Source organism: Thalassobacter sp. HA4-2 (assembly GCF_055693705.1).
Genome location: NZ_JBVFUK010000001.1, coordinates 2,027,151 through 2,049,773, shown reverse-complemented (window position 1 = coordinate 2,049,773; position 22,623 = coordinate 2,027,151). Strand labels below are relative to the sequence as shown.

Annotated in this window: 18 protein-coding genes, 1 tRNA gene and 2 pseudogenes; 9 read left to right on the top strand and 12 right to left on the bottom strand. The window is 60.7% G+C overall.

Features of this window, described 5'->3' with window-relative positions; translation table 11 throughout:
- Nucleotides 1-3 precede the first annotated feature (3 nt).
- From ACZ1G0_RS10295 to ACZ1G0_RS10280, 4 genes and pseudogenes are all read right to left on the bottom strand, one after another.
- The gene (locus ACZ1G0_RS10295) at nucleotides 4-237 is read right to left on the bottom strand and encodes an N-(5'-phosphoribosyl)anthranilate isomerase (RefSeq protein ID WP_472736861.1); all 234 of its coding nucleotides are present in this window, start codon (nucleotides 235-237) and stop codon (nucleotides 4-6) included.
- A gap of 38 nt (nucleotides 238-275) precedes the next feature.
- Nucleotides 276-1,345: pseudogene (locus tag ACZ1G0_RS10290) on the bottom strand (methyltetrahydrofolate cobalamin methyltransferase).
- A gap of 9 nt (nucleotides 1,346-1,354) precedes the next feature.
- Complete coding sequence (locus ACZ1G0_RS10285) at nucleotides 1,355-2,281, bottom strand: methylenetetrahydrofolate reductase (RefSeq protein WP_472736860.1); 927 nt, start codon at nucleotides 2,279-2,281, stop codon at nucleotides 1,355-1,357.
- Nucleotides 2,282-2,309: 28 nt separating this feature from the next.
- Complete coding sequence (locus tag ACZ1G0_RS10280; RefSeq protein ID WP_472736859.1) at nucleotides 2,310-2,609, bottom strand: virulence factor; 300 nt, start codon at nucleotides 2,607-2,609, stop codon at nucleotides 2,310-2,312.
- Nucleotides 2,610-2,825: 216 nt separating this feature from the next.
- Between ACZ1G0_RS10280 and ACZ1G0_RS10275 the strand changes: the two genes are divergently transcribed.
- The 5 genes and pseudogenes from ACZ1G0_RS10275 to ACZ1G0_RS10255 all read left to right on the top strand — a co-directional run bounded on the left by ACZ1G0_RS10275 (nucleotide 2,826) and on the right by ACZ1G0_RS10255 (nucleotide 9,993).
- Nucleotides 2,826-3,956, top strand: a complete 1,131-nt coding sequence (locus tag ACZ1G0_RS10275) for a Ppx/GppA phosphatase family protein (protein ID WP_472737794.1) — start codon at nucleotides 2,826-2,828, stop codon at nucleotides 3,954-3,956.
- A gap of 16 nt (nucleotides 3,957-3,972) precedes the next feature.
- The gene (locus ACZ1G0_RS10270) at nucleotides 3,973-4,692 is read left to right on the top strand and encodes an RlmE family RNA methyltransferase (protein WP_472736858.1); all 720 of its coding nucleotides are present in this window, start codon (nucleotides 3,973-3,975) and stop codon (nucleotides 4,690-4,692) included.
- Nucleotides 4,693-4,903: 211 nt separating this feature from the next.
- A pseudogene (guaB, locus tag ACZ1G0_RS10265) lies at nucleotides 4,904-6,351 on the top strand (IMP dehydrogenase).
- Complete coding sequence (locus ACZ1G0_RS10260) at nucleotides 6,348-7,508, top strand: RsmB/NOP family class I SAM-dependent RNA methyltransferase (RefSeq protein ID WP_472736857.1); 1,161 nt, start codon at nucleotides 6,348-6,350, stop codon at nucleotides 7,506-7,508. Before guaB ends, ACZ1G0_RS10260 begins: the two are co-directional and overlap by 4 nt.
- 202 nt (nucleotides 7,509-7,710) lie before the next feature.
- Nucleotides 7,711-9,993, top strand: a complete 2,283-nt coding sequence (locus ACZ1G0_RS10255) for an ATP-binding protein (protein ID WP_472737793.1) — start codon at nucleotides 7,711-7,713, stop codon at nucleotides 9,991-9,993.
- Between the two features lie 35 nt (nucleotides 9,994-10,028).
- Here ACZ1G0_RS10255 and ACZ1G0_RS10250 read toward each other — a convergent pair whose 3' ends face one another.
- The gene (locus tag ACZ1G0_RS10250; RefSeq protein WP_472736856.1) at nucleotides 10,029-10,649 is read right to left on the bottom strand and encodes a gamma-glutamyl kinase; all 621 of its coding nucleotides are present in this window, start codon (nucleotides 10,647-10,649) and stop codon (nucleotides 10,029-10,031) included.
- A gap of 171 nt (nucleotides 10,650-10,820) precedes the next feature.
- Between ACZ1G0_RS10250 and recA the strand changes: the two genes are divergently transcribed.
- Nucleotides 10,821-11,891 carry a recombinase RecA gene (gene recA / locus ACZ1G0_RS10245; RefSeq protein ID WP_472736855.1) on the top strand — a complete coding sequence of 357 codons (1,071 nt, stop codon included), beginning with the start codon at nucleotides 10,821-10,823 and terminating at the stop codon, nucleotides 11,889-11,891.
- Nucleotides 11,892-12,011: 120 nt separating this feature from the next.
- Nucleotides 12,012-14,660: an alanine--tRNA ligase gene (alaS, locus tag ACZ1G0_RS10240; protein ID WP_472736854.1), complete on the top strand. Its 2,649-nt coding sequence runs from the start codon at nucleotides 12,012-12,014 to the stop codon at nucleotides 14,658-14,660.
- A gap of 8 nt (nucleotides 14,661-14,668) precedes the next feature.
- Here alaS and ACZ1G0_RS10235 read toward each other — a convergent pair whose 3' ends face one another.
- The 5 genes from ACZ1G0_RS10235 to gyrA all read right to left on the bottom strand — a co-directional run bounded on the left by ACZ1G0_RS10235 (nucleotide 14,669) and on the right by gyrA (nucleotide 20,322).
- The gene (locus ACZ1G0_RS10235) at nucleotides 14,669-15,004 is read right to left on the bottom strand and encodes a DMT family transporter (RefSeq protein WP_472736853.1); all 336 of its coding nucleotides are present in this window, start codon (nucleotides 15,002-15,004) and stop codon (nucleotides 14,669-14,671) included.
- Nucleotides 15,005-15,007: 3 nt separating this feature from the next.
- Complete coding sequence (locus ACZ1G0_RS10230; RefSeq protein WP_472736852.1) at nucleotides 15,008-15,622, bottom strand: YitT family protein; 615 nt, start codon at nucleotides 15,620-15,622, stop codon at nucleotides 15,008-15,010.
- Between the two features lies 1 nt (nucleotide 15,623).
- On the bottom strand, nucleotides 15,624-16,838 hold the full coding sequence (locus ACZ1G0_RS10225; protein ID WP_472736851.1) for an NADP-dependent isocitrate dehydrogenase: 1,215 nt from the start codon (nucleotides 16,836-16,838) through the stop codon (nucleotides 15,624-15,626).
- Between the two features lie 37 nt (nucleotides 16,839-16,875).
- On the bottom strand, nucleotides 16,876-17,529 hold the full coding sequence (locus tag ACZ1G0_RS10220) for a transglycosylase domain-containing protein (protein ID WP_472736850.1): 654 nt from the start codon (nucleotides 17,527-17,529) through the stop codon (nucleotides 16,876-16,878).
- Nucleotides 17,530-17,607: 78 nt separating this feature from the next.
- Complete coding sequence (gene gyrA / locus ACZ1G0_RS10215; RefSeq protein ID WP_472736849.1) at nucleotides 17,608-20,322, bottom strand: DNA gyrase subunit A; 2,715 nt, start codon at nucleotides 20,320-20,322, stop codon at nucleotides 17,608-17,610.
- Between the two features lie 191 nt (nucleotides 20,323-20,513).
- On the opposite strand from gyrA, the gene ACZ1G0_RS10210 reads away from it, so the two are divergent.
- Nucleotides 20,514-20,774 (top strand): usg protein, encoded by a 261-nt coding sequence (locus ACZ1G0_RS10210; protein WP_472736848.1) that lies wholly within the window; start codon nucleotides 20,514-20,516, stop codon nucleotides 20,772-20,774.
- A 45-nt stretch (nucleotides 20,775-20,819) separates the two neighbouring features.
- On the opposite strand, the gene ACZ1G0_RS10205 is transcribed toward ACZ1G0_RS10210, so the two are convergent.
- A complete protein-coding gene (locus tag ACZ1G0_RS10205; RefSeq protein WP_472736847.1) occupies nucleotides 20,820-21,290 on the bottom strand; it encodes a disulfide bond formation protein B in 471 nt (156 codons plus the stop codon).
- On the bottom strand, nucleotides 21,287-21,862 hold the full coding sequence (locus ACZ1G0_RS10200) for a YqaA family protein (protein WP_472736846.1): 576 nt from the start codon (nucleotides 21,860-21,862) through the stop codon (nucleotides 21,287-21,289). The genes ACZ1G0_RS10205 and ACZ1G0_RS10200 overlap by 4 nt, the downstream gene beginning before the upstream one ends.
- 91 nt (nucleotides 21,863-21,953) lie before the next feature.
- Here ACZ1G0_RS10200 and ACZ1G0_RS10195 point away from each other — a divergent pair.
- Nucleotides 21,954-22,038, top strand: a tRNA-Leu gene (locus ACZ1G0_RS10195).
- Nucleotides 22,039-22,623: the final 585 nt, after the last annotated feature.

The following is a 22,623-nucleotide window of genomic DNA, read 5'->3' as shown; positions in this document are numbered from 1 at the left end:
GATTTAGAAGTGAACGAATACGGGTTTGGGTGTGCAGAAGACGACCATGTGACCGTTGCACTCGATCAGGTGCCAGCCACGTTGCTTCACTTCGTCGATAAATTCCTGTCGACCCACTTCGGCTTCGATCCAGCGTAGATTGCGCCGCACCACACCGCCGTATTGGACGGTGCGCGCTGAGAAGACTTGATCGACCCAGGGTTTCGCGGGCAAAGGTATGGCGGGGCGCATTTGCATGATCCCGCCATGTTTGCCGCCTAAAAGTTAAACGTCCCTTAACCACGACGCCGACGACGACCGCCTGCGCGGCCCCCTGAAGGGCGGCATCGGGGTCTTTGTTGAAGTTGATCCAGGCCGCGCCACCGTCGTCGTGGTTCATCAGGAAATTGGCGGCACGGATCGCCTCCATCTCCTTGCCCGGGCGGGGTTTGGTGGACCCCATGCCGAACAGTTTGACGAAAGCCTCGTCGTCCATGCCTTCGGGCAGGATGACGCCCGCCGCCTCGATCAGCGCCTTTCTCTCGGCGATCTTTTTGGGGCCCACGGGCAGGGCGACCGGGTTCATGATGGCGCTGGTCATGCCCGCACCAAAGGCCATGGGCAGAAAGGCGTTGTTGATCCCGTGACGGTTGGGCAGACCAAAGCTGATGTTGGAGGCCCCGCAGGTGGTGTTCACGCCCAATTCCTCGCGCAGGCGGCGCACAAGGGTAAAGACTTGCTGGCCCGCCGTTGCCATGGCCCCGATGGGCATCACCAGCGGATCGACGACGATGTCATGGGCCGGGATGCCGAAATCTGCCGCCCGTTCCACGATCTTTTTCGCCACGGCAAAGCGGACCTCGGGGTCTTCGGAGATACCGGTGTCGTCGTTGGAAATGGCCACCACGGGTACGTTGTATTTCTTGACGAGGGGCAAGACCAGTTCCAGCCTATCTTCCTCGCCGGTGACGGAGTTTAACAGGGGCCGCCCCTCGGCCGCCGCAAGCCCGTTTTCAAGCGCCCCGGGGACAGAGCTGTCGATGCACAGGGGGCAATCTGTGACCTCTTGCACCCTTGCGACCAGTTCGGCCATCAGGGTCGGCTCGACAAAGTTGTTGTCGGCGTAGCGGGGATCTTCGGCCATTTTGTTCGAAAACACCGCGCCCGAGTTGATGTCCAGCACCGTGGCCCCTGCGGCGACCTGGGCTACCGCATCGACTTGGACCCGGGTGAAATCGCCACGCTCCAACTCTTCGTTCAGGATTTTGCGGCCCGTGGGGTTGATCCGTTCGCCAATCACGCAAAACGGCTCGTCAAAGCCGATCACGGTGGTCTTGGTTTTGCTTTCGATGACGGTGCGGGTCATGGGTCGTCCTTAGGATTGGTCTGCGGGGACGCCAGAGGCGCCTGCGTTTTCGATGGCCCAGTTGGCGTTGGTCTTGATGCCGCCCAAGGGGAAGAAGTGTACGTTGGTGATGTTGAAATCCGGGTGGGCGGCCTTGTGGGCGGCCAGGTCGGAGAGGAAGTCATCGGGGGTGAAGGGCAGCAGCAGCTTGGTCACATCCTTGGCCCGCTTTTGCAGCACCCGCAGGGATGCGCCGACACCGCACGCAATGGAGAACTTGATGAGGGTTTGCAGTTTCGCAGGCCCCGCCACACCGATATGAATGGGCAGGCCCACGCCCGCCGCTTTCAGGCTGTCAGCCCATGCGATTACGGGCGCGGCTTCGAAGCAGAACTGGGTGGCAATGGCCATCTCGGCGTCGGTCTTGTCCTTGAAGCCCTGTTTCCACAGCAGCGCGTCGGTGACGTTCTTCATACCGCCATCGGGGTCGATATCCTTGTTCCCCTCGGGGTGGCCCGCGACGTGCAGGCGCTTGAACCCGGCGGCGTCAAAGGCCCCGGTCTCCAGCAGTTGCATGGAGGAGTGAAAGTCGCCGTGGGGTTGGTCCACACCACCGGCCAGCAGCAGTGCTTGGTCCACGCCTGCCTCGCCCTGATAGCGCGCGATCCAGTCCTTCAGGGTCGTGGCATCCTTGATGATCCGCGCTGGAAAGTGCGGCATGACCGGATAACCATCGGCGGCCAGACGGGCGGCGGTGCGCACCATGTCGTCGATGGGCGTGCCTTCGATATGGGCGATGTAGACGCGTGTACCCTTGGGCAGCAGGGCCTTGAAATCGTCGATCTTTTCGGCGGTGCGGGGCATCACCTCGATCGAGTAGCCGTTCAGCAGGGCCTCCATCTCGGGCGTCGCACCCGTCGTTTCAGCGTCATTGCGTTTGAAGTTCAGAAGCGCCATGAGCCTCTCCCTTAAGTCCATGGGGTGGCTATGCCGCCCGGCCATCATTGGCGATCAGGGATTTGAGCCTGTCGCGGTCGTATTCTGCATCCAGACGGGCGGCCTCTGCCTCGGCCACCTCTTTGTCGTCGCCGTCCACGGTGTAGGGATCGGCTTTGCGCCATTCGGCCAGATAATCGTCGGTTTCGGCAGCGCCCGATTTCATGGCGGCGCGGTCGATGGCCTGTTCAAACCGTTCGGGCAGTTGCACCTTGTGTCCGCGACGACCTTTGCCGACGATCACTTGGGCCGGAATGTCCCGCCAGTAAACGATTGTAACCTGTGCCATCTGCGACTCTCCCGTGTCTTACGTCTGGTGTAGGGGCCATGGCGCCCCCTTGGCGCGCGAATTTCGACATTCATGGGCCAATGCGCGACACCTAGGGCTTTGCCATCCCAAGGGCGAGGGGGCGCAGGGGTCATAATTCGCATGAAAACTATGAGTCCCTTGTTTGAGCGCCTCGTCGCGCGTAAGTTCAACACAACCAAACATTCGGAGGCGCATATGTCGCCCAAACATCCCAGGCGCGGTCCCGGGGTGCATCATCTGGACCGGGGCAAGCCTCGCAAGCCAGCCGCCGAACCGCGCACAGAGCGCCCAGACCCCGCGGACCTTTATGCCGCGTTGGACCTTGGCACCAATTCGTGTCGCATGTTGATTGCGCAGCCCAAGGGCGCGCAGTTGCATGTGGTGGACAGTTTTTCGAAGTCCGTGCAGCTGGGCAACGGCCTGGAGGCGTCTGGCCGTTTGTCCCGCGCCTCCATGGCGCGCACGGTGGGGGCGCTCAAGATTTGCCAGCGCAAACTGGAACGCCACGGTGTGAAACGCATGCGCCTTGTGGCGACAGAGGCGTGCCGCCGCGCCAGCAATGCCGCCGAATTCATCAAGGTGGTGGAGCGTGAAAGCGGTCTGAGGCTGGAGATCATCAAGCCCGAGGAAGAGGCGCGCCTTGCGGTCGTATCCTGCGCGCCCTTGGTGTCGACCAAGACGGAACAATTATTGGTTGTGGACATCGGCGGCGGCTCCACAGAATTGGTGTGGATGGATCTGTGCCAAGTGCCCCGCCTGGAACGCCCCGCCGCGATCATGGGCCTGCACGCAGGATTTCAGGGCAGCACCGGGGTCAAGGTTGTGGACTGGATCTCGATCCCTTTGGGTGTGGCAACCCTGAAGGACCAGTTTCGCGATGTGACGGACGACGCCGCGCGCTTTGCCCTGATGAGTTGGTTCTTTGAGGAAAAACTGGCGGAGTTTTCGCCCTATGACGACGCAGCCGATCAAGCGCGCGAGGGGTTCCAGATCATCGGCACCAGCGGCACGGTGACGACGGTGGCCGCGACGCACCTTGGCCTGAAACGGTATGACCGGAACAAGGTGGACGGGCTGCGCATGACCTCTGACCAGATTGACAAGGTGATCACAGGGTATCTGGCCATGGGGCCAGAGGGGCGGCGCAAGGATCCTCGCATCGGCCGCGACCGCCACGCGCTGATCATGTCGGGGGCTGCTATTTTGCAGGCGCTGTTGCGGGCGTGGCCCACGGACCGGTTGTCTGTGGCGGACAGGGGCCTTAGGGAAGGCCTGCTGTACGCACAGATGTCAGCGGACGGCGTGTTGGAAGACGGCCCCTATTGAGACGGACCTTACGAAGATGACCAAAAAGCCCAAAGGCACCTCTGGCCGTGGTTTGCGCGAGTTGCGCGTGCGTGTGAAATCCGCGCGCGGGCGCAAGCTGTCGTCCACGCTTTGGCTGCAACGGCAGCTCAACGACCCCTATGTCCAGCGCGCCAAAGCCGAAGGGATGCGCGGGCGCGCCGCGTTCAAGATGGAAGACATCGACAACAAATACCGCTTTCTGGTGCCCGGGGCGCGTGTGGTCGACCTTGGCTGTGCGCCCGGGGGCTGGGCCCAGATCGCGATCCCACGGATCAACGCCCTGGGCGAAAAGTCCGGCAAACGCGTGGGCACGTTTCTTGGCATCGACCTGCAGGAGGTGGAGCCCTTGGCAGGCGCGGAGTTCCATGTCCTTGATTTCATGGACGAGGGTGCGGACGAACAGGTCAAGGCATGGATGGGCGGCAAGGCTGATGTGGTCATGTCGGACATGGCGGCGGCCAGTTCGGGCCACAAGCAGACCGACCACCTGCGGATCATGTCCCTGTGCGAGGCAGCAGCCTACTTTGCCTTTGACGTCCTGGACCCGGGCGGCACCTTTGTGGCCAAGGTGCTGGCAGGCGGGGCCGAGGGCGACTTGCAAAAACTGTTGAAGCAGAACTTCACCAAGGTCGCGCATTTCAAACCCGGGGCCAGCCGGTCCGACAGTTCCGAAAAGTTCGTCGTTGCCCAAGGGTTCCGAGGTGGCGTGACCTGACGGAGCGCCTAACGGCGCACGCGATGCTTTGGGGCGCCTGTGGAACGGGTTTGCAGGATGACGAACTGCGGTACTTCTTGGCCGGATGCGAGGGGGTATTTGTGACCCAATGAAGCACAAGGCGTCGCGGAGGTGCCTTAGGCCTTTCCCTTTTCGTGCGTGCGTGAAATAGGACAGCGGCAACCGCTTACGCCAAGCCTTGGAGGTTGCAATGCAGATTCGCGAAGCCCTTACATTTGATGATGTCCTTTTGGTGCCCGGCCCCTCGACCGTATTGCCTGCCACGGCCGATACGCGCACGCAGGTGACCAAAACCATTGGCCTGAACATCCCGCTTTTGTCGTCTGCAATGGACACCGTCACCGAGCAGCGTATGGCGATTGCCATGGCGCAGGCGGGCGGGATGGGTGTCATTCACAGAAATCTGGATGTGGAAGAGCAAGCGCGTCAGGTGCGCCGGGTCAAACGTTTTGTGTCGGGGATTGTCTATAAGCCGCACACCTTGACCCCGGACCAGACCCTGGCCGATGCCAAGGCGTTGCAGGACCGCTACCGGGTCACAGGATTTCCTGTCGTGGGCGAGAATGGTCGGCTTTTGGGGATCGTGACGAACCGGGACATGCGTTTTGCCTCCGACGACGCGACGCCGGTGTCGGTGATGATGACCTCGGACAATCTGGCCATTTTGCAAGAGCCTGTGGATCTGACCGAGGCGCGGTCGTTGATGCACGCCCGCCGCCTTGAGAAGCTGTTGATCGTGAATGATCGTGACGAGCTGACGGGCCTGTTGACCATCAAGGATATTGAACAGGCCGTGGTAAACCCCGACGCCTGTAAGGATGAGATGGGGCGCCTACGGGTCGCCGCGGCCACTACGGTGGGGGACGCCGGGTTCGCGCGATCCGAGGCCTTGATCGACGCGGGCTGCGATCTGGTGGTGATTGACACGGCCCACGGTCATTCCGATGGCGTTGGCAAAGCGGTGGAGCGGGTCAAGGCCCTGTCCAATTCCGTGCAAGTGGTGGCAGGTAACGTCGCCACCGCAGATGGCGCGCGCGCCTTGATCGATGCGGGCGCGGATGCGGTAAAGGTCGGGATCGGCCCGGGGTCCATTTGTACCACTCGGATTGTGGCCGGTGTCGGCGTGCCCCAGTTGACGGCGATATTGGATGCTGCCTCCGGCGCGAGGGATGTGCCGGTGATCGCGGATGGCGGGATCAAGTTTTCCGGTGATTTTGCCAAGGCCATTGCCGCCGGGGCCTCTTGCGCGATGGTTGGATCCATGATCGCGGGCACGGACGAGTCCCCCGGCGAGGTGATCTTGTACCAAGGGCGCAGCTTCAAATCCTACCGGGGTATGGGGTCCTTGGGTGCCATGGCGCGCGGGTCGGCAGATCGGTATTTTCAGAAAGACGCAGCCAGCGACAAGCTGGTGCCCGAGGGGATCGAGGGTCAAGTGCCCTACAAAGGATCGGCAGGTGCGGTGATACACCAACTGGTGGGGGGCTGCGGGCGGCCATGGGCTACACCGGATGTGCCACGGTGGCCGAAATGCGCAGCAACTGTAGCTTTGTGCGGATCACCGGGTCGGGTCTGAAAGAAAGCCATGTGCACGACGTCCAAATCACGCGTGAAAGCCCGAACTACCGCGGCGCATGACACCGGCCGCGCGATATGCCGCCGCCATCGGTGTGCTGGATGCGGTGAATGATGCCATGGCCGCCGAGCAGGCCCTGACGCGTTGGGCGCGTGGAGCGCGTTACGCCGGGTCCAAGGACCGGGCCGCCGTACGTGACATCGTGTTTGATGTGCTGCGGCGGCGCGCGTCTTGCGCTTGGGTCGGCGGCGGCAGGTCCGGTCGTCACTTGATCTTGGGTCTGTTGCAGCAAGCCGGTGCTGATTTAAACAGTGTTTTCACGGGGATCGGTCATGGACCGGCGCCCGTCTCGGATGATGAGCGCGCGGCCTTGCAAGACCTTGTAACCGCACCGCGCTCCGTTCAGCTGGATGTGCCCGAAGATGTATTGCCCCTGTTCCAAGCGCAACTGGGCCCAGATACCGATGCGGTTCTAAGCGCGCTGCGCGACCGCGCGCCCGTTGGGCTGCGTGTCAATGCGCGCCGCTTGGATGTGCCCACGGCAATTGCCGCGCTGGCAGACAGTGGGATTGTGGCGCAACCACATCCTTCAGCATCCCATGCCTTGACCGTGCCGCCGGGGACACGCGCCTTGGCCCGGCATCCCTTGATGCTCGACGGCGGGTTGGAGTTGCAGGATCCCGGATCCCAAGGACTTGTCGCGCGATTGCCTTTGCGCGCATGCACAAAGGTGTTGGACTATTGTGCAGGCGGTGGCGGCAAAGCGTTGGCTGTCATGGCGCAGCAAGATGTGTCCGTCGTGGCCCATGATGCGCACCCCGAACGGATGCGTGACCTTCCCGCCCGTGCTGCGCGCGCAGGTGTGCAGATCGATATCCGGACCACGGCGGAAGTGTCCGGGCTGTTTGATGGTGTGATCTGTGACGTGCCGTGTTCAGGCAGTGGCGCATGGCGGCGCACACCTGATGCGAAATGGCGCATGGGACCCGAGCGTCTGGATGAACTGCGCACCCTGCAACAACAGATTGTCGTAAAGGCTGCGACGTTCCTTAGGCCCGGTGGATGGTTGGCGTACATGACCTGTTCATTGTTCGAAGCCGAGAATCATGCACAGGCGAAAACAATTCCGAATATCACGGACCTAAGGCTGGTCGAGACGTGGACCACGACACCCTTGCAGCAGACGGATGGCTTTTTTCTCGCGCTATTTGAGCGCTGATTTGGACAAAAAACCCTGTTGTGGTAGGTTTGGGACAAAATCTTAAGCAGCAGTTAACACTTTAGCGGCTTACTCTGGACACGTAGTTAGCGTGGAGCGTTCCTTGGCCCTGACAATCAGCCCAGATCAGAAAGAGGCCCGCAGGCAGCTTTTGTTGCGCTTGCGGCCCGTTGTATTGCCCGCAGTCGTATTCGCCCTTGCGATGCTGGTGCTGGGCCAGTTTCAGACGGGCTTCGTAGAACAAACAGGTCTGTGGGCGCTTGGGGTGACCGTATTGTCTGTGGCGGCATTCGCCTTGATTGACCACCTTCGCAGGGATCGCCAAGAGCGTATTGCCCGCAACGCCATCATGGAGATGGTGGAACACGACACCGCGCTTAGTTTTTTAACGAACCTGCACGGGGCCATTTATTTCCAAAATCGGGCGGCCCTTGAACGCGTAGGCGTTCAGAAAGGCGCGACGATGGGCCTTGCCCTGCGCGACCTTTTGGCCAACCCCGATGCTGTGATCATGCGGTTACGGGCCAGGGCAGAAAACAATGGTTTTGCGCGTGAAGATATCGTTGCCCGCACCGGACAGCTGCGGGTTTCAGTTCAGAAAAAAGAGGATGGATTTTTCTGGCGTCTGGATGAGGGCCTGATGGGGCGTGGCGTCGCTGCTGAAACGGTGTCCATGCCGATGATGACCGTAAGCCGGTCCGGGATCATTTTGCATATGAACGATCCACTGCTCAATGCCCTTGGCAAGCGGTGCAAACGTCTGAGCGAGCTGTTTGACGATCTGCCTCTTGAACATGGTGGGCTTCATGCCTTGCGCGTAGGCGACAAGTCCGAGTTGGTGCGCATCTTTAAGATCGACAGTCCAGGTGGCCGGACAGAGGTGTATTTGGTACCGGCCAGCGAGGGCGCCGCTGATTTGGACGCGGATTTCAGCGCAGATTTCGACGGTTTGCCCGTGCCGGTGCTTTACCTCTCCGCCTCGGGAGAAGTGTTGCGTGCCAATCGTTTGGGGTTGGAGCTTTTGCCAGATGTTTTGCAACCCGGTGTTAAGTTGCAATCAATGCTGGAAGGGCTTGGTCGCTCCGTCACGGATTGGATAGCCGAGGCTAGCCGTGGCCGAGGTCTCAATCGGTCAGAGGTGATGCGTGTCACGGGCGCCGTTCCGGATCAGTTCTTGCAAGTGACCCTTGGCCGCGTGGTGACCGCCGGAAACTCCACGATCTTGGCCGTTTTGAACGATGCCACGGAATTGAAAACGTTGGAGGCCCAGTTTGTCCAAAGCCAGAAAATGCAGGCTATTGGTCAATTGGCGGGCGGGGTGGCCCATGATTTCAACAACCTGCTCACCGCGATCTCCGGTCATTGTGACCTATTGCTGCTGCGGCATGACAAAACAGACGAAGACTACGGCGATCTTGTGCAGATCACGCAGAATGCCAATCGTGCGGCAGCTCTTGTTGGGCAACTCTTGGCCTTTTCCAGGAAGCAGACGCTGCAGCTTGAGCGCCTTGATTTGCATGATGCCCTCGGTGATCTGACCCATCTTTTAAACCGGCTCGTTGGCGAACGAGTGACCTTAGAGGTCGCGCACGATCCTGCAGTTGTGCCCGTGCGTGCCGATCGGCGGCAGATGGAACAAGTGATGATGAACCTTGTCGTCAATGCGAGGGACGCCATGCCGGACGGAGGCGTTGTTCGCATCAACACGCGATGTGAGTATCTCGAAACGCCGCTGGAGAGAGATCGAGTAACTGTACCGCCCGGTCAGTACGTCGTCATTCGTGTCATAGACGAGGGCGTCGGTATTGAGCCGGACAATTTGAATCGCATCTTTGAACCGTTTGTGACCACAAAACGCACGGGCGAGGGGACCGGCCTTGGCCTTTCAATGGTCTATGGCATTGTAAAACAGACGGGTGGTTTCATTTTTGCCGATAGTGAAGTCGGGCAAGGGGCAACTTTTTCCCTTTATTTCCCTGCGTTTGCCGAGGATGAGGACGTAAAAGGACCAAGTGAAGCACCGGTAAAGCAAAAACCGCGTCGCGTCGCACCTCCAGAGGCGCAACCCGACGATGAGACGAAGCACACCCACCGCATGCCTAAGGTTGAGTTGGCAGAGGGTAACAAAGTGGTGCTTTTGGTTGAGGACGAAGCCCCCGTACGCGCCTTTGCATCCCGCGCGTTGCAACTGAGGGGCTTTCACGTTCTCGAAGCGCCATCAGCTGAAGACGCACTTGAACTTTTGACTGACAAAACTCTGGCGATTGACCTGATTGTGACCGACGTGATGATGCCGGGGATGGATGGGCCAACTTGGGTCAAGATCGCGCTCAAAGACCGTCCAAGCGTTAAGACCGTCTTCGTATCGGGGTATGCTGAAGAGACCTTTGGTGCAGATCGTTCATCCGTTCCGAACTCGGTTTTCTTGCCCAAACCGTTCTCTCTCAGTGAGCTGACAAACACGGTGCACGACCAACTGCACTAGCCCTTGCTCGAATACGCGATGGACGGCCAATCGAGCTATTTGCGCGCTGCATCCCAAACCTCAAACTCAACGCTTCGCTCGTTTTCCAGGCGCTTGCGCAGGTTGGGGTCCAGTGTCACAGATCGCTCGGGCGACGCATTGCGCCGGTCCAAAGCGATCGTGTAGCCCGTTCTAGCTTCCAAAAACGCAACCGCTTTCTGCAGCTGTTCGTATTGAAAAAGGTGATCTACTTTTGCTTTGCCCGAATTCAACGCCCCAAGGAACCGTGCTTGCGACCCTATGGCGGCAAAAGGTTCAGGCGCCTCTGACAGCCATGCCTCGACAAACGCGTCAAAGGAAATGCCAGCGGTTGAATTGGGCTGCCCGTTCAGTTGTGCGCGACTGCGGTACCGATACCAACTGCCCAGCCAATCAACTGGATGCCGCACAAGCGCCATCTTCTCCATAGGCTGCTTGCCTTTGTTCTCGACGAAATCCGAAAGCTCGCGTCGATACTTCTGGACATTACAGTGCTTCAATCCGGGAGGATTGAGAATCGCGACGTCCGCCTTAGGCGCCAAAGCCGCCTCTAGAGCTGTTGTTCCGGTCTTAGGTACCGCAAACAGCACCAGTTTTGCCTTCCAAAATACAAGCAAAAACAAATCCTTAGATTTCATCTTGGATGCAAATATCCAACACTAACATCTTATTAAGGAAATGCGACCAACACTACCTTTATAAGAATTAACTTGAAATGTTCTTGTTTTGATCCGATACATGGGTGGAACAAGAATAGAACACAGGTCGCGTTGCCGCGCAGCGCTGCCTATGAAATAAGGGTATGAAACATGGCAACGGCGAACCTTCTCGATATGGCAAACAAAAGCTCTGACAATAAGCAAAAGGCGCTCGACTCGGCGCTGGCGCAGATCGAACGACAGTTCGGCAAAGGCTCGATCATGAAGTTGGGCGCCGACAACCCCGCTCAAGAGATCGACGCGACGTCCACGGGCTCGTTGGGGCTCGATATCGCGCTTGGGATCGGTGGTTTGCCCAAGGGGCGTGTGGTTGAAATCTATGGCCCCGAAAGTTCGGGCAAGACGACCTTGACCCTGCACTGCATCGCTGAAGAGCAGAAAAAGGGTGGGGTGTGCGCGTTTGTGGATGCCGAACATGCTCTGGACCCTCAATATGCCAAGAAGTTGGGCGTAAATCTGGACGAGTTGCTGATTTCGCAACCCGACACCGGCGAGCAGGCCCTTGAGATCACAGACACGCTGGTGCGGTCGGGCGCGGTGTCCATGGTGATCGTTGATTCGGTCGCAGCCCTGACCCCGAAGTCGGAGTTGGAAGGCGACATGGGCGACAGCTCCGTCGGTGTGCATGCGCGCTTGATGAGCCAAGCGATGCGGAAACTGACCGGGTCGATCTCGCGTACGAAGTGCACGGTGATCTTCATTAACCAAATCCGGATGAAAATCGGCGTTATGTTCGGCTCGCCCGAGACGACGACCGGCGGCAATGCGCTGAAGTTTTACTCGTCGGTTCGTCTGGACATCCGCCGCATCGGTGCGATCAAAGACCGGGATGAAGTGGTCGGCAACCAGACCCGTGTGAAGGTGGTGAAAAACAAGGTAGCCCCACCTTTCAAACAGGTGGAATTCGACATCATGTATGGCGAAGGCATCTCTAAAATGGGCGAGTTGTTGGATCTGGGCGTCAAGGCGGGCGTCGTGGACAAGTCCGGCGCTTGGTACTCCTACGGGGACGAGCGGATCGGGCAGGGTCGCGAGAATGCCAAGACCTTCCTACGGGAGAACACGGCGGTCGCTTTGGACATCGAAGACAAAATCCGCGCCGCCCACGGGTTGGACTTCGACATGTCACACGCGGATAAAGCCGATGTCGTTGACGACTAGCGCAATGACGATCTGACAAACGGGCGGCCCTCGGGTCGCCCTTTTTTGTGCTTGCCATGGACACCTACGGGGCGCGCCGCTACATCCGTTTCAACTGAAAATGCGAAGCGGAGCCGCCAAATGGCCAGCCTGAATGATATCCGGTCCACATTCCTAGACTACTTTGCAAAGCAAGGGCACACGGTTGTCGACAGCTCACCGCTCGTGCCGCGCAACGATCCCACCTTGATGTTCGTCAACTCGGGCATGGTGCAGTTCAAAAACTGCTTTCTGGGACAGGAACGGCGCGATTATGTGCGCGCGACGACCTCGCAGAAATGCGTGCGCGCGGGTGGCAAACACAACGATCTGGACAATGTGGGCTACACCGCGCGGCACCACACGTTCTTTGAGATGTTGGGCAACTTCAGCTTTGGCGACTACTTCAAGTCAGATGCAATCCCTTTCGCATGGGACCTGATCACCAAGGAATTCGGCATCGATAAAAGCCGTCTTTTGACCACCGTCTACCATACCGATGACGAAGCCTTCGAGATTTGGAAAAAGGTCGGTGTGCCCGAGGATCGGATCATTCGCATCGCGACCAACGACAACTTTTGGCAGATGGGGCCGACGGGGCCCTGCGGTCCGTGCACCGAGATTTTCTATGATCACGGCGATCACATCTGGGGCGGGCCTCCGGGCTCGGCTGAGGAAGATGGCGACCGGTTCATTGAAATCTGGAACGTTGTTTTCATGCAGAACGAACAGTTCGAGGATGGCTCGCTTAAACCATTGGACATGCAGTCGATCGACACCGGCATGGGGCTGGAACGGATTGGTGCGCTTTTGCAAGGCAGCCATGACAACTACGACACGGACCTGTTCAAGGCCTTGATCGAGGCGTCGGCGCAGGCGACGGGCGTTGATCCCTACGGCGACAAGAATGTGCATCACCGCGTGATTGCGGATCACTTGCGGTCCACCTCTTTCCTGATTGCCGACGGCGTGATGCCCAGCAACGAAGGGCGAGGGTACGTGCTGCGCCGGATCATGCGCCGGGCCATGCGCCATGCGCATCTGTTGGGCGCCAGCGATCCGTTGATGCACCGCCTTGTGCCCGCCTTGGTCAGCCAGATGGGCCAGCACTACGGCGAGTTGACCCAAGCCCAGGCCCTGATCACAGAGACCTTGCGCCTGGAGGAAGAGCGGTTCCGCACCACGCTGGACCGGGGCTTGCGCCTGCTGGATGATGAGTTGGCAGGGCTGGACGATGCGGCGGACCTGCCCGGCGAGACGGCGTTCAAGCTCTATGACACCTACGGTTTCCCCCTCGATTTGACCCAAGATGCCCTGCGCGAAAAGGGCCGCGCCGTGGACACGGAGGGGTTCGACACCGCCATGGCTGCGCAAAAGGCCAAGGCTCGCGCCGCGTGGTCCGGGTCAGGCGACGCAGCAGACGCAACGGTCTGGCTGGAAATCGCGGATCAGCATGGCCCCACGGAATTCCTGGGCTACGACACTGAGGTGGCCGAGGGCGTGATCACTGCGCTGGTCCAAGACGGCACGCTCGTGGAGACTGCGACAGGCGCGGTGAGCGTGGTCCTGAACCAAAGCCCGTTCTACGCCGAAAGCGGCGGGCAGGTGGGTGATCAGGGCACGATCAAGACCGAGAGCGCGACCATCACCGTCACGGATACGCGCAAGGTGGCGGGTGTGTTCATCCATGTGGGCGAGGTCACGGAGGGCGCGGTCAAGACCGGGCAGGGCGCGGCTTTGGCCGTTGACCATGACCGTCGCACGGCAATCCGGGCCAACCACTCCGCTACGCACCTGCTGCACGAGGCGTTGCGCCGGGCGCTTGGGGATCATGTGGCGCAGCGCGGGTCGCTCAATGCGGATGACCGCCTGCGGTTCGATTTCAGTCACGGCAAGGCCCTGAGTGCAGCCGAGATGAAGCAGGTCGAGGCTGAGGTGAATGATTATATTCGCCAGAACACATCGGTCGAGACGCGGATCATGACACCGGATGATGCGCGGAGCCTTGGGGCGCAGGCGTTGTTCGGGGAGAAATACGGCGACGAAGTGCGCGTGGTGTCTATGGGGGCCTTGGAGGGCTCTGGCAAGGGCACGGGTGGCGACACCTACTCGCTGGAGCTATGCGGCGGCACCCATGTGAGGCAAACGGGTGATATCGGTCTGTTCGTGGCCTTGGGCGACAGTGCGTCGTCCTCGGGTGTGCGGCGGATCGAGGCGCTGACGGGGGCGGCGGCTTTTGACTATCTGGCCCAGCAAGACGCCCGGGTGGCGCAGGTCGCAGGCGCGTTGAAGGCGCAGCCCGCAGATGTGCCGGACCGGGTCAAGGCCCTGCTGGACGAACGCAAAGCCCTACAGGCGGAGGTCGCACAACTGCGCCGGGACCTCGCCATGTCCGGCGGCAGCGCGGCAGAGCCTGAGGCCCGGGACGTGAACGGCGTGCCCTTCATCGCGCAGGTGCTGACCGGCGTGTCGGGCAAGGACCTGCCCGGGCTGATCGACGCCCACAAGGATAAGATCGGGTCCGGTGCGGTGCTGCTGATCGCGGACACAGGCGGCAAGGCAGCGGTGGCCGCGGGGGTCACCAAGGACATGTTGGACAAAGTCAAAGCGCCCGATCTGGTTAAGGCAGCGGTGGCGGAACTGGGCGGCAAGGGCGGCGGTGGCCGTCCCGATATGGCCCAAGGCGGCGGTGCATCCGCAGAAAACGCCGAAGCCGCGATCAAGGCGGCAGAGGCTGTGATCGGGGCCTAGGGCCCTGATCAATGACCGGTGGTGTTGGAAAACACCTGCATCACCACGATCCCGCCGATGATCATCGACAGCCCGATGATCGCGGCGAGGTCGAGGGTCTGGCGAAACACCAGCCAGCCTATGATGGCTATGAACACGATCCCAAGGCCCGACCAGATCGCATAGGCGATCCCCACGGGGACCACCCGCAGCACCAGCGCCAGCAGATAGAAACTGGCCGCATAGGCGACCACGACGATCAGGGAAGGCCACAGACGCGTAAAGCCCTCTGACGCTTTCAGTGCGGTGGTGCCGACGGTCTCGGTCAAGATGGCCAGCACCAGAAAGACGTATTCTTTGGGCATGGGTCAGCGTCCTATATAGCGGTCTTGGCGGTGGTTCACGCCGATCATCAGGTTCACGATGACCGCCCCCAGCAAGGACCACAAGACCAACCATAAATCCGGCAGCACGAAAAGGGCCACGGTGAACAGCACCGCGTCAAAGCCCAGTTGGACCCAGCCCGCCTGGATACCCGCACGCTCCTGCAGCCACAGACCCAAGATGCCCACACCGCCAAGGGACGCGCCGTGGCGGAACAGGACGATCAGGCCCATGCCCGCCGTGGCCCCCGCCAAAAACGCGCCAAGGGCCGGATTCAGGGTGTCGAAGGTCAGGAACCGGGGCATCAGGTCTGTCATCACTGACAGCATGGCCACGGCGATGAAGGACTTGATTGTGAACCGTGCGCCCATGCGCAGATACCCCAGCACATAGAACGGCAGGTTCACGACAAAGAACACCGTGCCGAAGGACAGGCCCGTCGCGTAGGCCCCCAGAACGCCCAAACCCGCCGTCTGGCCCGTGATCAGGCCAAGGTGGGTCAGGAACTGGATCGACAGCGCGCATAGCCCAGTGCCCAAGACAAAGGCCTGCGCATCTTCGAGCAATGTGTGATCGACGGATCGGTGTGGTTCGTTCATGTCAGCCGTTTAGGGCGGCGTTCAGGTTCTCGTCAATCTTTTCGAGGAAACCCATGGTCGTCAGCCAACCTTGATCGGGGCCCACCAAAAGGGCGAGGTCTTTGGTCATGAACCCGGCCTCGACCGTTTCGACGATCACCCGTTCCAATGTTTCTGCAAATTCAAGGAGTTTGGCATTGTCGTCCAGCTTGGCCCGATGGCGCAGGCCCCCGGTCCAGGCATAGATCGACGCGATGGAATTCGTGGACGTCGCCTCGCCCGCTTGGTGCTGCCGGTAGTGGCGGGTCACGGTGCCGTGGGCGGCCTCGGCCTCGACTATCTTGCCGTCAGGGGTCATCAGCTGGCTGGCCATCATGCCAAGGCTGCCGAAGCCTTGGGCCACGGTGTCAGACTGCACATCGCCATCGTAGTTTTTACAGGCCCAGACAAAGCCGCCGTTCCACTTCATGGCGCAGGCGACCATGTCGTCAATCAGGCGGTGCTGGTACTCGATCCCCTTGGCCGCGAACGCGTCGGCGAATTCGGCGTCGAAGACCTCTTGGAACAGCTCAAGGAAGCGGCCATCGTATTGTTTCAGGATGGTGTTCTTGGTGGACAGGTACACGGGCCAGCCGATGTTCAGGCCATAGTTGAACGATGCGCGGGCAAAATCACGGATGCTGTCGTCAAGGTTGTACATGCCCATGAACACGCCCGCAGAGGGGGCGTTGAAGACCTCCCGCTCGTCCACGGTGCCGTCTTCGCCGACGAACTTCATCGTCAGTTTGCCGGGGCCGGGGAACTTCATGTCCGTGGCCTTGTACTGGTCGCCAAAGGCGTGGCGGCCGATCACGATGGGCTGGGTCCAACCGGGCACTAGGCGGGGCACGTTTTTGCAGATGATGGGCTGACGAAAGACGACACCGCCCAGGATATTGCGGATCGTGCCGTTGGGACTGCGCCACATTTGCTTCAGGCCGAATTCCTCGACCCGGGCCTCGTCGGGGGTGATGGTGGCGCATTTGACGGCGACACCGACCTCGCGGGTTTTTTCCGCCGCGTCGATGGTGATCTGGTCGTTCGTGCGGTCCCGTTCCTCGATCCCCAAGTCGTAGTACAGAAGGTCAATGTCCAGATAGGGCAGGATCAGCTTGTCCTTGATGAACTGCCAGATGATGCGGGTCATTTCGTCCCCGTCCATCTCTACCATAGGGTTCGCGACTTTGATTTTGGTCATGGGGCACTCGGTCGATTGAAGGAAAGGAGGGGAGGGGTCAGGCGCAGCCGTCCAGCCACACATCGTTGACCCCGTGGGGCGCGCAACGGCCTTGGACCAGCGCCATGACCCGGGCCTTGCGAGTCGCCAGCACGTCGTCCGGGGCGACCATGCGCAGGTCTTGGGGCGCGATCATGACGGACACAAGGGTCAGGAACTCTTCGTCCGACAATTCGCGGGGTTTGCGACCGAACACCGCGTCAGAGGCGCGGAAGAACCCTGCGATCCAATTGCCATCCGTGTCATGGCCCATTTCGACCTGGTCCAAAAACAACGCGATCTGCGCGTGTTTCGGGACCAATTCGTCCAGCGCCAGCGCATATGTGGTGCGGCGCACAAGGGCAAAGGGGCCGGGGGTCAGGCGCGATGCCGCTTGGGTCCGGGCGAGGGCCAGCGTCAGGGTGGACATTCCGTTGCCCGGGGTCGTCAGGTCCACGCCGTTGTGGTTCCAGAAGTTGGGGTCCTGCACGGCCAGCAGGATATTCAACCGATGCTCGCCCAGGGCCAATCCGCCCCGATCCGTGGTGATCAGGGCTGCGGCCTCGGCCAAATGGGTGCTCGCTTGGACATGGGCATCGCGCCACCCGGCATAGCCTGCGGCTACAAGCCAGATCGCCAAGACACATAAGATGCCGCTTGTCACACGCCCCATTCGAGACCCTCCCGGTCAAAGAGTTGGGGCGTGTTTAGTCCAAAAGGTCGCAGCACGCAACGGTATACAAACGCACACCTAGGCGTCGGTTGCCTCATCATCGCTCTGATCGGCGATCCATGCGACGGAAACGACCTCTTCACCGGCGCCGGTGTCAAACACCTTGACTCCGCCCGCACTGCGCGACCGGAAGCTGATGCCGTCCACGGGGCAGCGGATCGACTGACCCTTGGAAGTGGCCAGCATGATCTGGTCGTCCATCGTCACCGGGAAGGACGCGACGATGCCGCCTGCGCGCATGGCCTTGTCGATGGATTGCACCCCTTGGCCCCCACGGCCCCGCACGGGATAATCGTGGGAAGACGACAGCTTGCCCGCACCTTGGGATGTGATGGTCAGGATCAGATCCTCGGCGGCTGACATTTCGGCGTAGCGTTCGGGGGACAGATCACCTGCGGGGACATCATCCTCGTCGGCCTCGACCTCTTCGGTGACACCGGCCATCAGGCGGCGCTGTTTCAGGTAGGCGGTGCGTTCCGCCGGATCCGCGTCGAAGTGGCGGACCACGGACATGGAGACGACACTGTCCCCGGCGCCCAGCTTGATGCCACGCACCCCTGTGGACTTGCGGGATTGGAACACCCGCACCTCGGTGGTGGGGAAGCGGATGGCACGCCCGGCGGCTGTCACCAGCATCACGTCATCGTCGGGGCCACAGATGCGGGCGTTGACCAGGGTGACGCCCTCGGGCAGTTCCATGGCGATCTTGCCGTTGCGCATGACCTTGGCAAAGTCTGACAGGCTGTTGCGGCGCACGTCGCCGGCGCTGGTGGCAAAGACGATCTGCAACTCGCTCCACTCGTCCTCGTCCCGGTCCACGGGCATGACGGCGGCGATGGACACACCGGCGGGGATCGGCAGGATGTTGACAAGGGCCTTGCCCTTGGCGGTGCGACCGCCCAAGGGCAGACGCCATGTCTTGAGCTTGTAGACCATGCCGTCGGTCGTGAAGAACAACAGCGGCGTGTGGGTGTTGGCCACGAACAGGGTCGTAATCACATCCTCTTCCTTGGTGGCCATGCCGCTGACGCCTTTGCCGCCACGCTTTTGGGCGCGGAAATCGGCCAAGGCGGTGCGTTTGATGTACCCGCCCGAGGTGATGGTGACGACCATATCCTCCCGCTCGATCAGATCCTCGTCGTCCATGTCGCCGGACCAATCGGTGATCTCTGTGCGGCGGGGTACGGCGAACTGGTCCCGGATCTCGGTCAATTCTTGCGAGATGATCGCAAGGATGCGCGCGCGGGAAGACAGGATGTCGAGGTAATCCTTGATCTTGCCTGCCAGCTCTTGCAGCTCGTCCGTTACCTCCTTGACACCGATCTGGGTCAGGCGTTGCAGGCGCAGCTCAAGGATCGCGCGGGCCTGGGTTTCCGACAGGTTATAGGTGCCGTCGTCATTCATCGTGTGGGATGGGTCGTCGATCAGGCGGATGTAGGGCGCGATATCTTCGGCGGGCCAGCGGCGGGTCATCAGGGCGGCGCGCGCCTCGGGTGCATCGGCAGACTGGCGGATGGTGGCGACCACTTCGTCCACGTTGGACACGGCCACGGCCAGACCGCACAAGATATGCGACCGCTCGCGCGCCTTGCGCAGGTCAAAGGCAGTGCGGCGGGCAATGACTTCTTCGCGGAAATCTAGGAAGGCCGTCAGGAACCCCCGCAGGGTCAATTGCTCTGGCCGCCCGCCGTTCAGGGCCAGCATGTTACAGCCAAAGCTGGTCTGCATGGGCGTAAAGCGGAACAGCTGGTTCAGGACCACCTCAGCGGTGGCGTCGCGCTTCAGTTCCACCACCACACGCACGCCGACGCGGTCGGATTCATCCTGGACGTGGGCGATGCCCTCGATCTTCTTGTCGCGGGCCATTTCGGCGATCCGCTCGATCATAGTGGACTTATTCACCTGATAGGGGATCTCGTCGATGATGATGGCGTAGCGGTCCTTGCGGATTTGCTCGACCCGGGTTTTGGAGCGGATGATGACCGATCCGCGCCCCTCCAGATAGGCTTTGCGCGCGCCTGCGCGACCCAGCATGATGCCCCCCGTGGGGAAGTCTGGGCCGGGGACGTATTCCATCAATTGCGCGGAATCCAGATCGGGGTTTTCGATCAGGGCCAGACAGGCGTCGATCACCTCGCCCAGGTTGTGGGGCGGGATGTTGGTGGCCATGCCCACGGCGATGCCGCCCGCCCCATTGACCAGCATGTTCGGAAACCGCGCGGGCAGCACGCTGGGTTCCATATCCTTGCCGTCATAATTGGGGACGAAATCAACGGTGTCGCGGTCGATGTCGGACAGCAGGCTGGCCGCCGGTTTGTCCATGCGCACCTCGGTGTAGCGCATGGCGGCGGGGTTGTCCCCGTCCATGGACCCAAAGTTGCCTTGCCCGTCCAGCAGGGGCAGCGACATGGAGAAATCTTGCGCCATCCGCACCAGCGCGTCATAGATCGCACTGTCCCCGTGGGGATGGTACTTGCCCATGACGTCGCCCACGGGGCGAGCGGACTTGCGGTAGGATTTGTCGTGGCTGTTGCCGGTCTCGTGCATGGCATAGAGGATGCGGCGGTGCACAGGTTTCAACCCGTCGCGCAGATCGGGGATCGCGCGGCTGATGATCACAGACATGGCATAGTCGATGAAGGAGGTCTTCATCTCGTCCACGATAGAGATCTGTGTCCCCGTGGGGACGGGCAAATCGTCAGTGTTTTCAGGAGTTTCGGGTGTGTCGGTCACGTGGCCTCCATGCTGGGCTTGGCCCTGCTATATCTCGTTGGCCCGACCTTAGCAGACGCTGGATATAGGGTGCAACGTCTGTCTGTCGCGGCGATAGCACCCGGATCAGGTGGATGCTAACACATTCAGTTTATTGACAAAATTTACGGTCGTGGCAGGCTTGGGCCGTATCATGCAACACGGAGGACCCGATGGAGACAGAGTTGATGCTGAAGGGATATGGTCTGACCACCGCCCAGATGTTTTACCACATGCCGGATTTTACCCATGTTCTCAACACCTTCGTCTGGCAAGAGTACGATCTGGCCCCCGATTACCCCCGCCTGTTCGAGTTCATCGAGTTTTGGCAGCGTGAAATCGACGGGCCGCTGCATTCTGTGCAATTCACGCACCGCAAGATGATCGCGCCGGGGGAATGGCGCAACGTGGTGGGCGAATTTCCCTTGCATTAGGGCGGTGAATAAGGGTGCGCCGCGTAGACTGCTACGGCGCAGAAATCAGGCCGCTTTCCGTGCGGCCTTGATCCAGAACGCCACCAGCACCAGCGAGGCGAGTATGTTCCAGCTGGCCATGGACAGGCTCATCAGGGACCACGCCACCTCGTCACACATGACGATGCCGCCCGAAAAATCCGTGCTGATCAGATCCGCCGCGGACAATGCGCCCAGGTTTTCAACACCTGCGCCGCAGGTTGTGGGCCCTTCCCACCAGTCCCGCTCCACCCCTGTGTGGAACCCGCCAAGCGCCGCCGTGGTGGCCGCCGCCGCCGCCCCCAGCCAGCACCAGATCCGGTGCGGCACGGCGACCGCTGCTGCCCCGATGGCGATGGCTGCCGCGTGGGGCCAGCGTTGCCACAGGCACATCTGACAAGGCGCATAGCCCAGGGCCTGAAAGACGAAGGCCCCGGCCAAAAGGGCGGTCGATCCGCCTGCGGCCAGCAGCACCCATTGAAGACGTGTCAGTGTCATATGAACTTCACCGCGAAAAAGCCGCCCACCAGCAGCAAACAAAAGAGAGTGAACATCAGGCCCAAGCGCCGCTCGATGAAACCCTTGATCGGCACGCCGAATTTCCACAACAGGGCTGCCACGATAAAGAACCGCAGGGCGCGCGCAAGGATGGAGGTCACGATGAAGGTGCCAAGGGGCATGGCCGTCCAGCCCGACATGATCGTGATGACCTTGTAGGGAAAGGGAGTCAGCCCTGCGATCAACACCGCCCAGAAGCCCACGTCGTTGAACCGGGTGTTGAAGGCCGCCATGGCGTCCCCCTTGCCCAAGGCTGCCAGGATCGGCTGGCCGATGGTCTCGAAGGCGAAGGCCCCGATGGCATAGCCCAGCACCCCCAGAACCGAGGCGACCGTGGCCACGCCTGCGATCACAAACGCCCGGCGCGGGGCGGCCAGGATCATTGGGATCATCAGCACATCGGGCGGGATCGGAAAGAACGAGGATTCGACAAAGGCCACGACCGCCAGCACCCAAAGGACGCGGGGGTGATTGGCCATGGACAGGGTCCAATTATAAAGGCTGCGTATCATGCGCCCGGGTCCCATGACTGCGCGCCAAGGTCAATAGATGCAAAGGGCGATTGACGCCCCTCGCGTGGTTCGCTAGAGCGGCGGTGCAAGTGCCCGTGTGGCGGAATTGGTAGACGCAGGGGATTCAAAATCCCCCGCCGCGAGGCTTGCCGGTTCGAGTCCGGCCACGGGTACCAGGCACTTTTCCTCATAAATATAGCATGAACGGGCGGGCTTTAGTCCGCTGCGTCCGCTTGGGTTTTGCCCATTGCAAGGGGGTCTGGCGATTCCGTTTCACTTTACGATTCGGTCATTTGGTCTGCGTTGATCAATCGGCAAACGGAAAAAAGTGAGATATTCCTGCAACGACTGTCGCCTAGGCGGAAACATACCGTTCCGATGACCTGTGGCGAAACTTGGACAAAATCGGGGCGACTGTTTCTAATGGTGAAACAATGGCCTCGGGCGAGTATTTCGCGACCTCTGCAACCAAAGGTTAATAAACGATGAATTCTAGGGGTTTGTAGGGCGTTGGCGCTCACGCAGGGCGGGCCCTTGAGCGCGATTGTTTTCAATTTGAAGAACAGTCGAGGCATCATCGTCTGTGTGCCTTGTCCAATTCTGCCGCATCCTTGCCGCGACAATGGGGCGGGGGAAAAACCTGTCTAAAAAGACCTTTGTCCGGTGTGACGGAGTCCTGTATCTAACTATCAAGCCCAACTGGGGGGCGATGTCTGTAGGCCACGGGGGCGGCCGCACACTCGCACTGCACATCTGTGTGC

Excerpts from the sequence above, each read along its gene's own strand:
- ACZ1G0_RS10295 (WP_472736861.1), bottom strand. The coding sequence starts at position 237 with ATGCAAATGCGCCCCGCCATACCTTTGCCCGCGAAACCCTGGGTCGAT.
- ACZ1G0_RS10285 (WP_472736860.1), bottom strand. The coding sequence starts at position 2,281 with ATGGCGCTTCTGAACTTCAAACGCAATGACGCTGAAACGACGGGTGCG.
- ACZ1G0_RS10280 (WP_472736859.1), bottom strand. The coding sequence starts at position 2,609 with ATGGCACAGGTTACAATCGTTTACTGGCGGGACATTCCGGCCCAAGTG.
- ACZ1G0_RS10275 (WP_472737794.1), top strand. The coding sequence starts at position 2,826 with ATGTCGCCCAAACATCCCAGGCGCGGTCCCGGGGTGCATCATCTGGAC.
- ACZ1G0_RS10270 (WP_472736858.1), top strand. The coding sequence starts at position 3,973 with ATGACCAAAAAGCCCAAAGGCACCTCTGGCCGTGGTTTGCGCGAGTTG.
- ACZ1G0_RS10260 (WP_472736857.1), top strand. The coding sequence starts at position 6,348 with ATGACACCGGCCGCGCGATATGCCGCCGCCATCGGTGTGCTGGATGCG.
- ACZ1G0_RS10255 (WP_472737793.1), top strand. The coding sequence starts at position 7,711 with ATGCTGGTGCTGGGCCAGTTTCAGACGGGCTTCGTAGAACAAACAGGT.
- ACZ1G0_RS10250 (WP_472736856.1), bottom strand. The coding sequence starts at position 10,649 with ATGAAATCTAAGGATTTGTTTTTGCTTGTATTTTGGAAGGCAAAACTG.
- recA (WP_472736855.1), top strand. The coding sequence starts at position 10,821 with ATGGCAACGGCGAACCTTCTCGATATGGCAAACAAAAGCTCTGACAAT.
- alaS (WP_472736854.1), top strand. The coding sequence starts at position 12,012 with ATGGCCAGCCTGAATGATATCCGGTCCACATTCCTAGACTACTTTGCA.
- ACZ1G0_RS10235 (WP_472736853.1), bottom strand. The coding sequence starts at position 15,004 with ATGCCCAAAGAATACGTCTTTCTGGTGCTGGCCATCTTGACCGAGACC.
- ACZ1G0_RS10230 (WP_472736852.1), bottom strand. The coding sequence starts at position 15,622 with ATGAACGAACCACACCGATCCGTCGATCACACATTGCTCGAAGATGCG.
- ACZ1G0_RS10225 (WP_472736851.1), bottom strand. The coding sequence starts at position 16,838 with ATGACCAAAATCAAAGTCGCGAACCCTATGGTAGAGATGGACGGGGAC.
- ACZ1G0_RS10220 (WP_472736850.1), bottom strand. The coding sequence starts at position 17,529 with ATGGGGCGTGTGACAAGCGGCATCTTATGTGTCTTGGCGATCTGGCTT.
- ACZ1G0_RS10210 (WP_472736848.1), top strand. The coding sequence starts at position 20,514 with ATGGAGACAGAGTTGATGCTGAAGGGATATGGTCTGACCACCGCCCAG.
- ACZ1G0_RS10205 (WP_472736847.1), bottom strand. The coding sequence starts at position 21,290 with ATGACACTGACACGTCTTCAATGGGTGCTGCTGGCCGCAGGCGGATCG.
- ACZ1G0_RS10200 (WP_472736846.1), bottom strand. The coding sequence starts at position 21,862 with ATGATACGCAGCCTTTATAATTGGACCCTGTCCATGGCCAATCACCCC.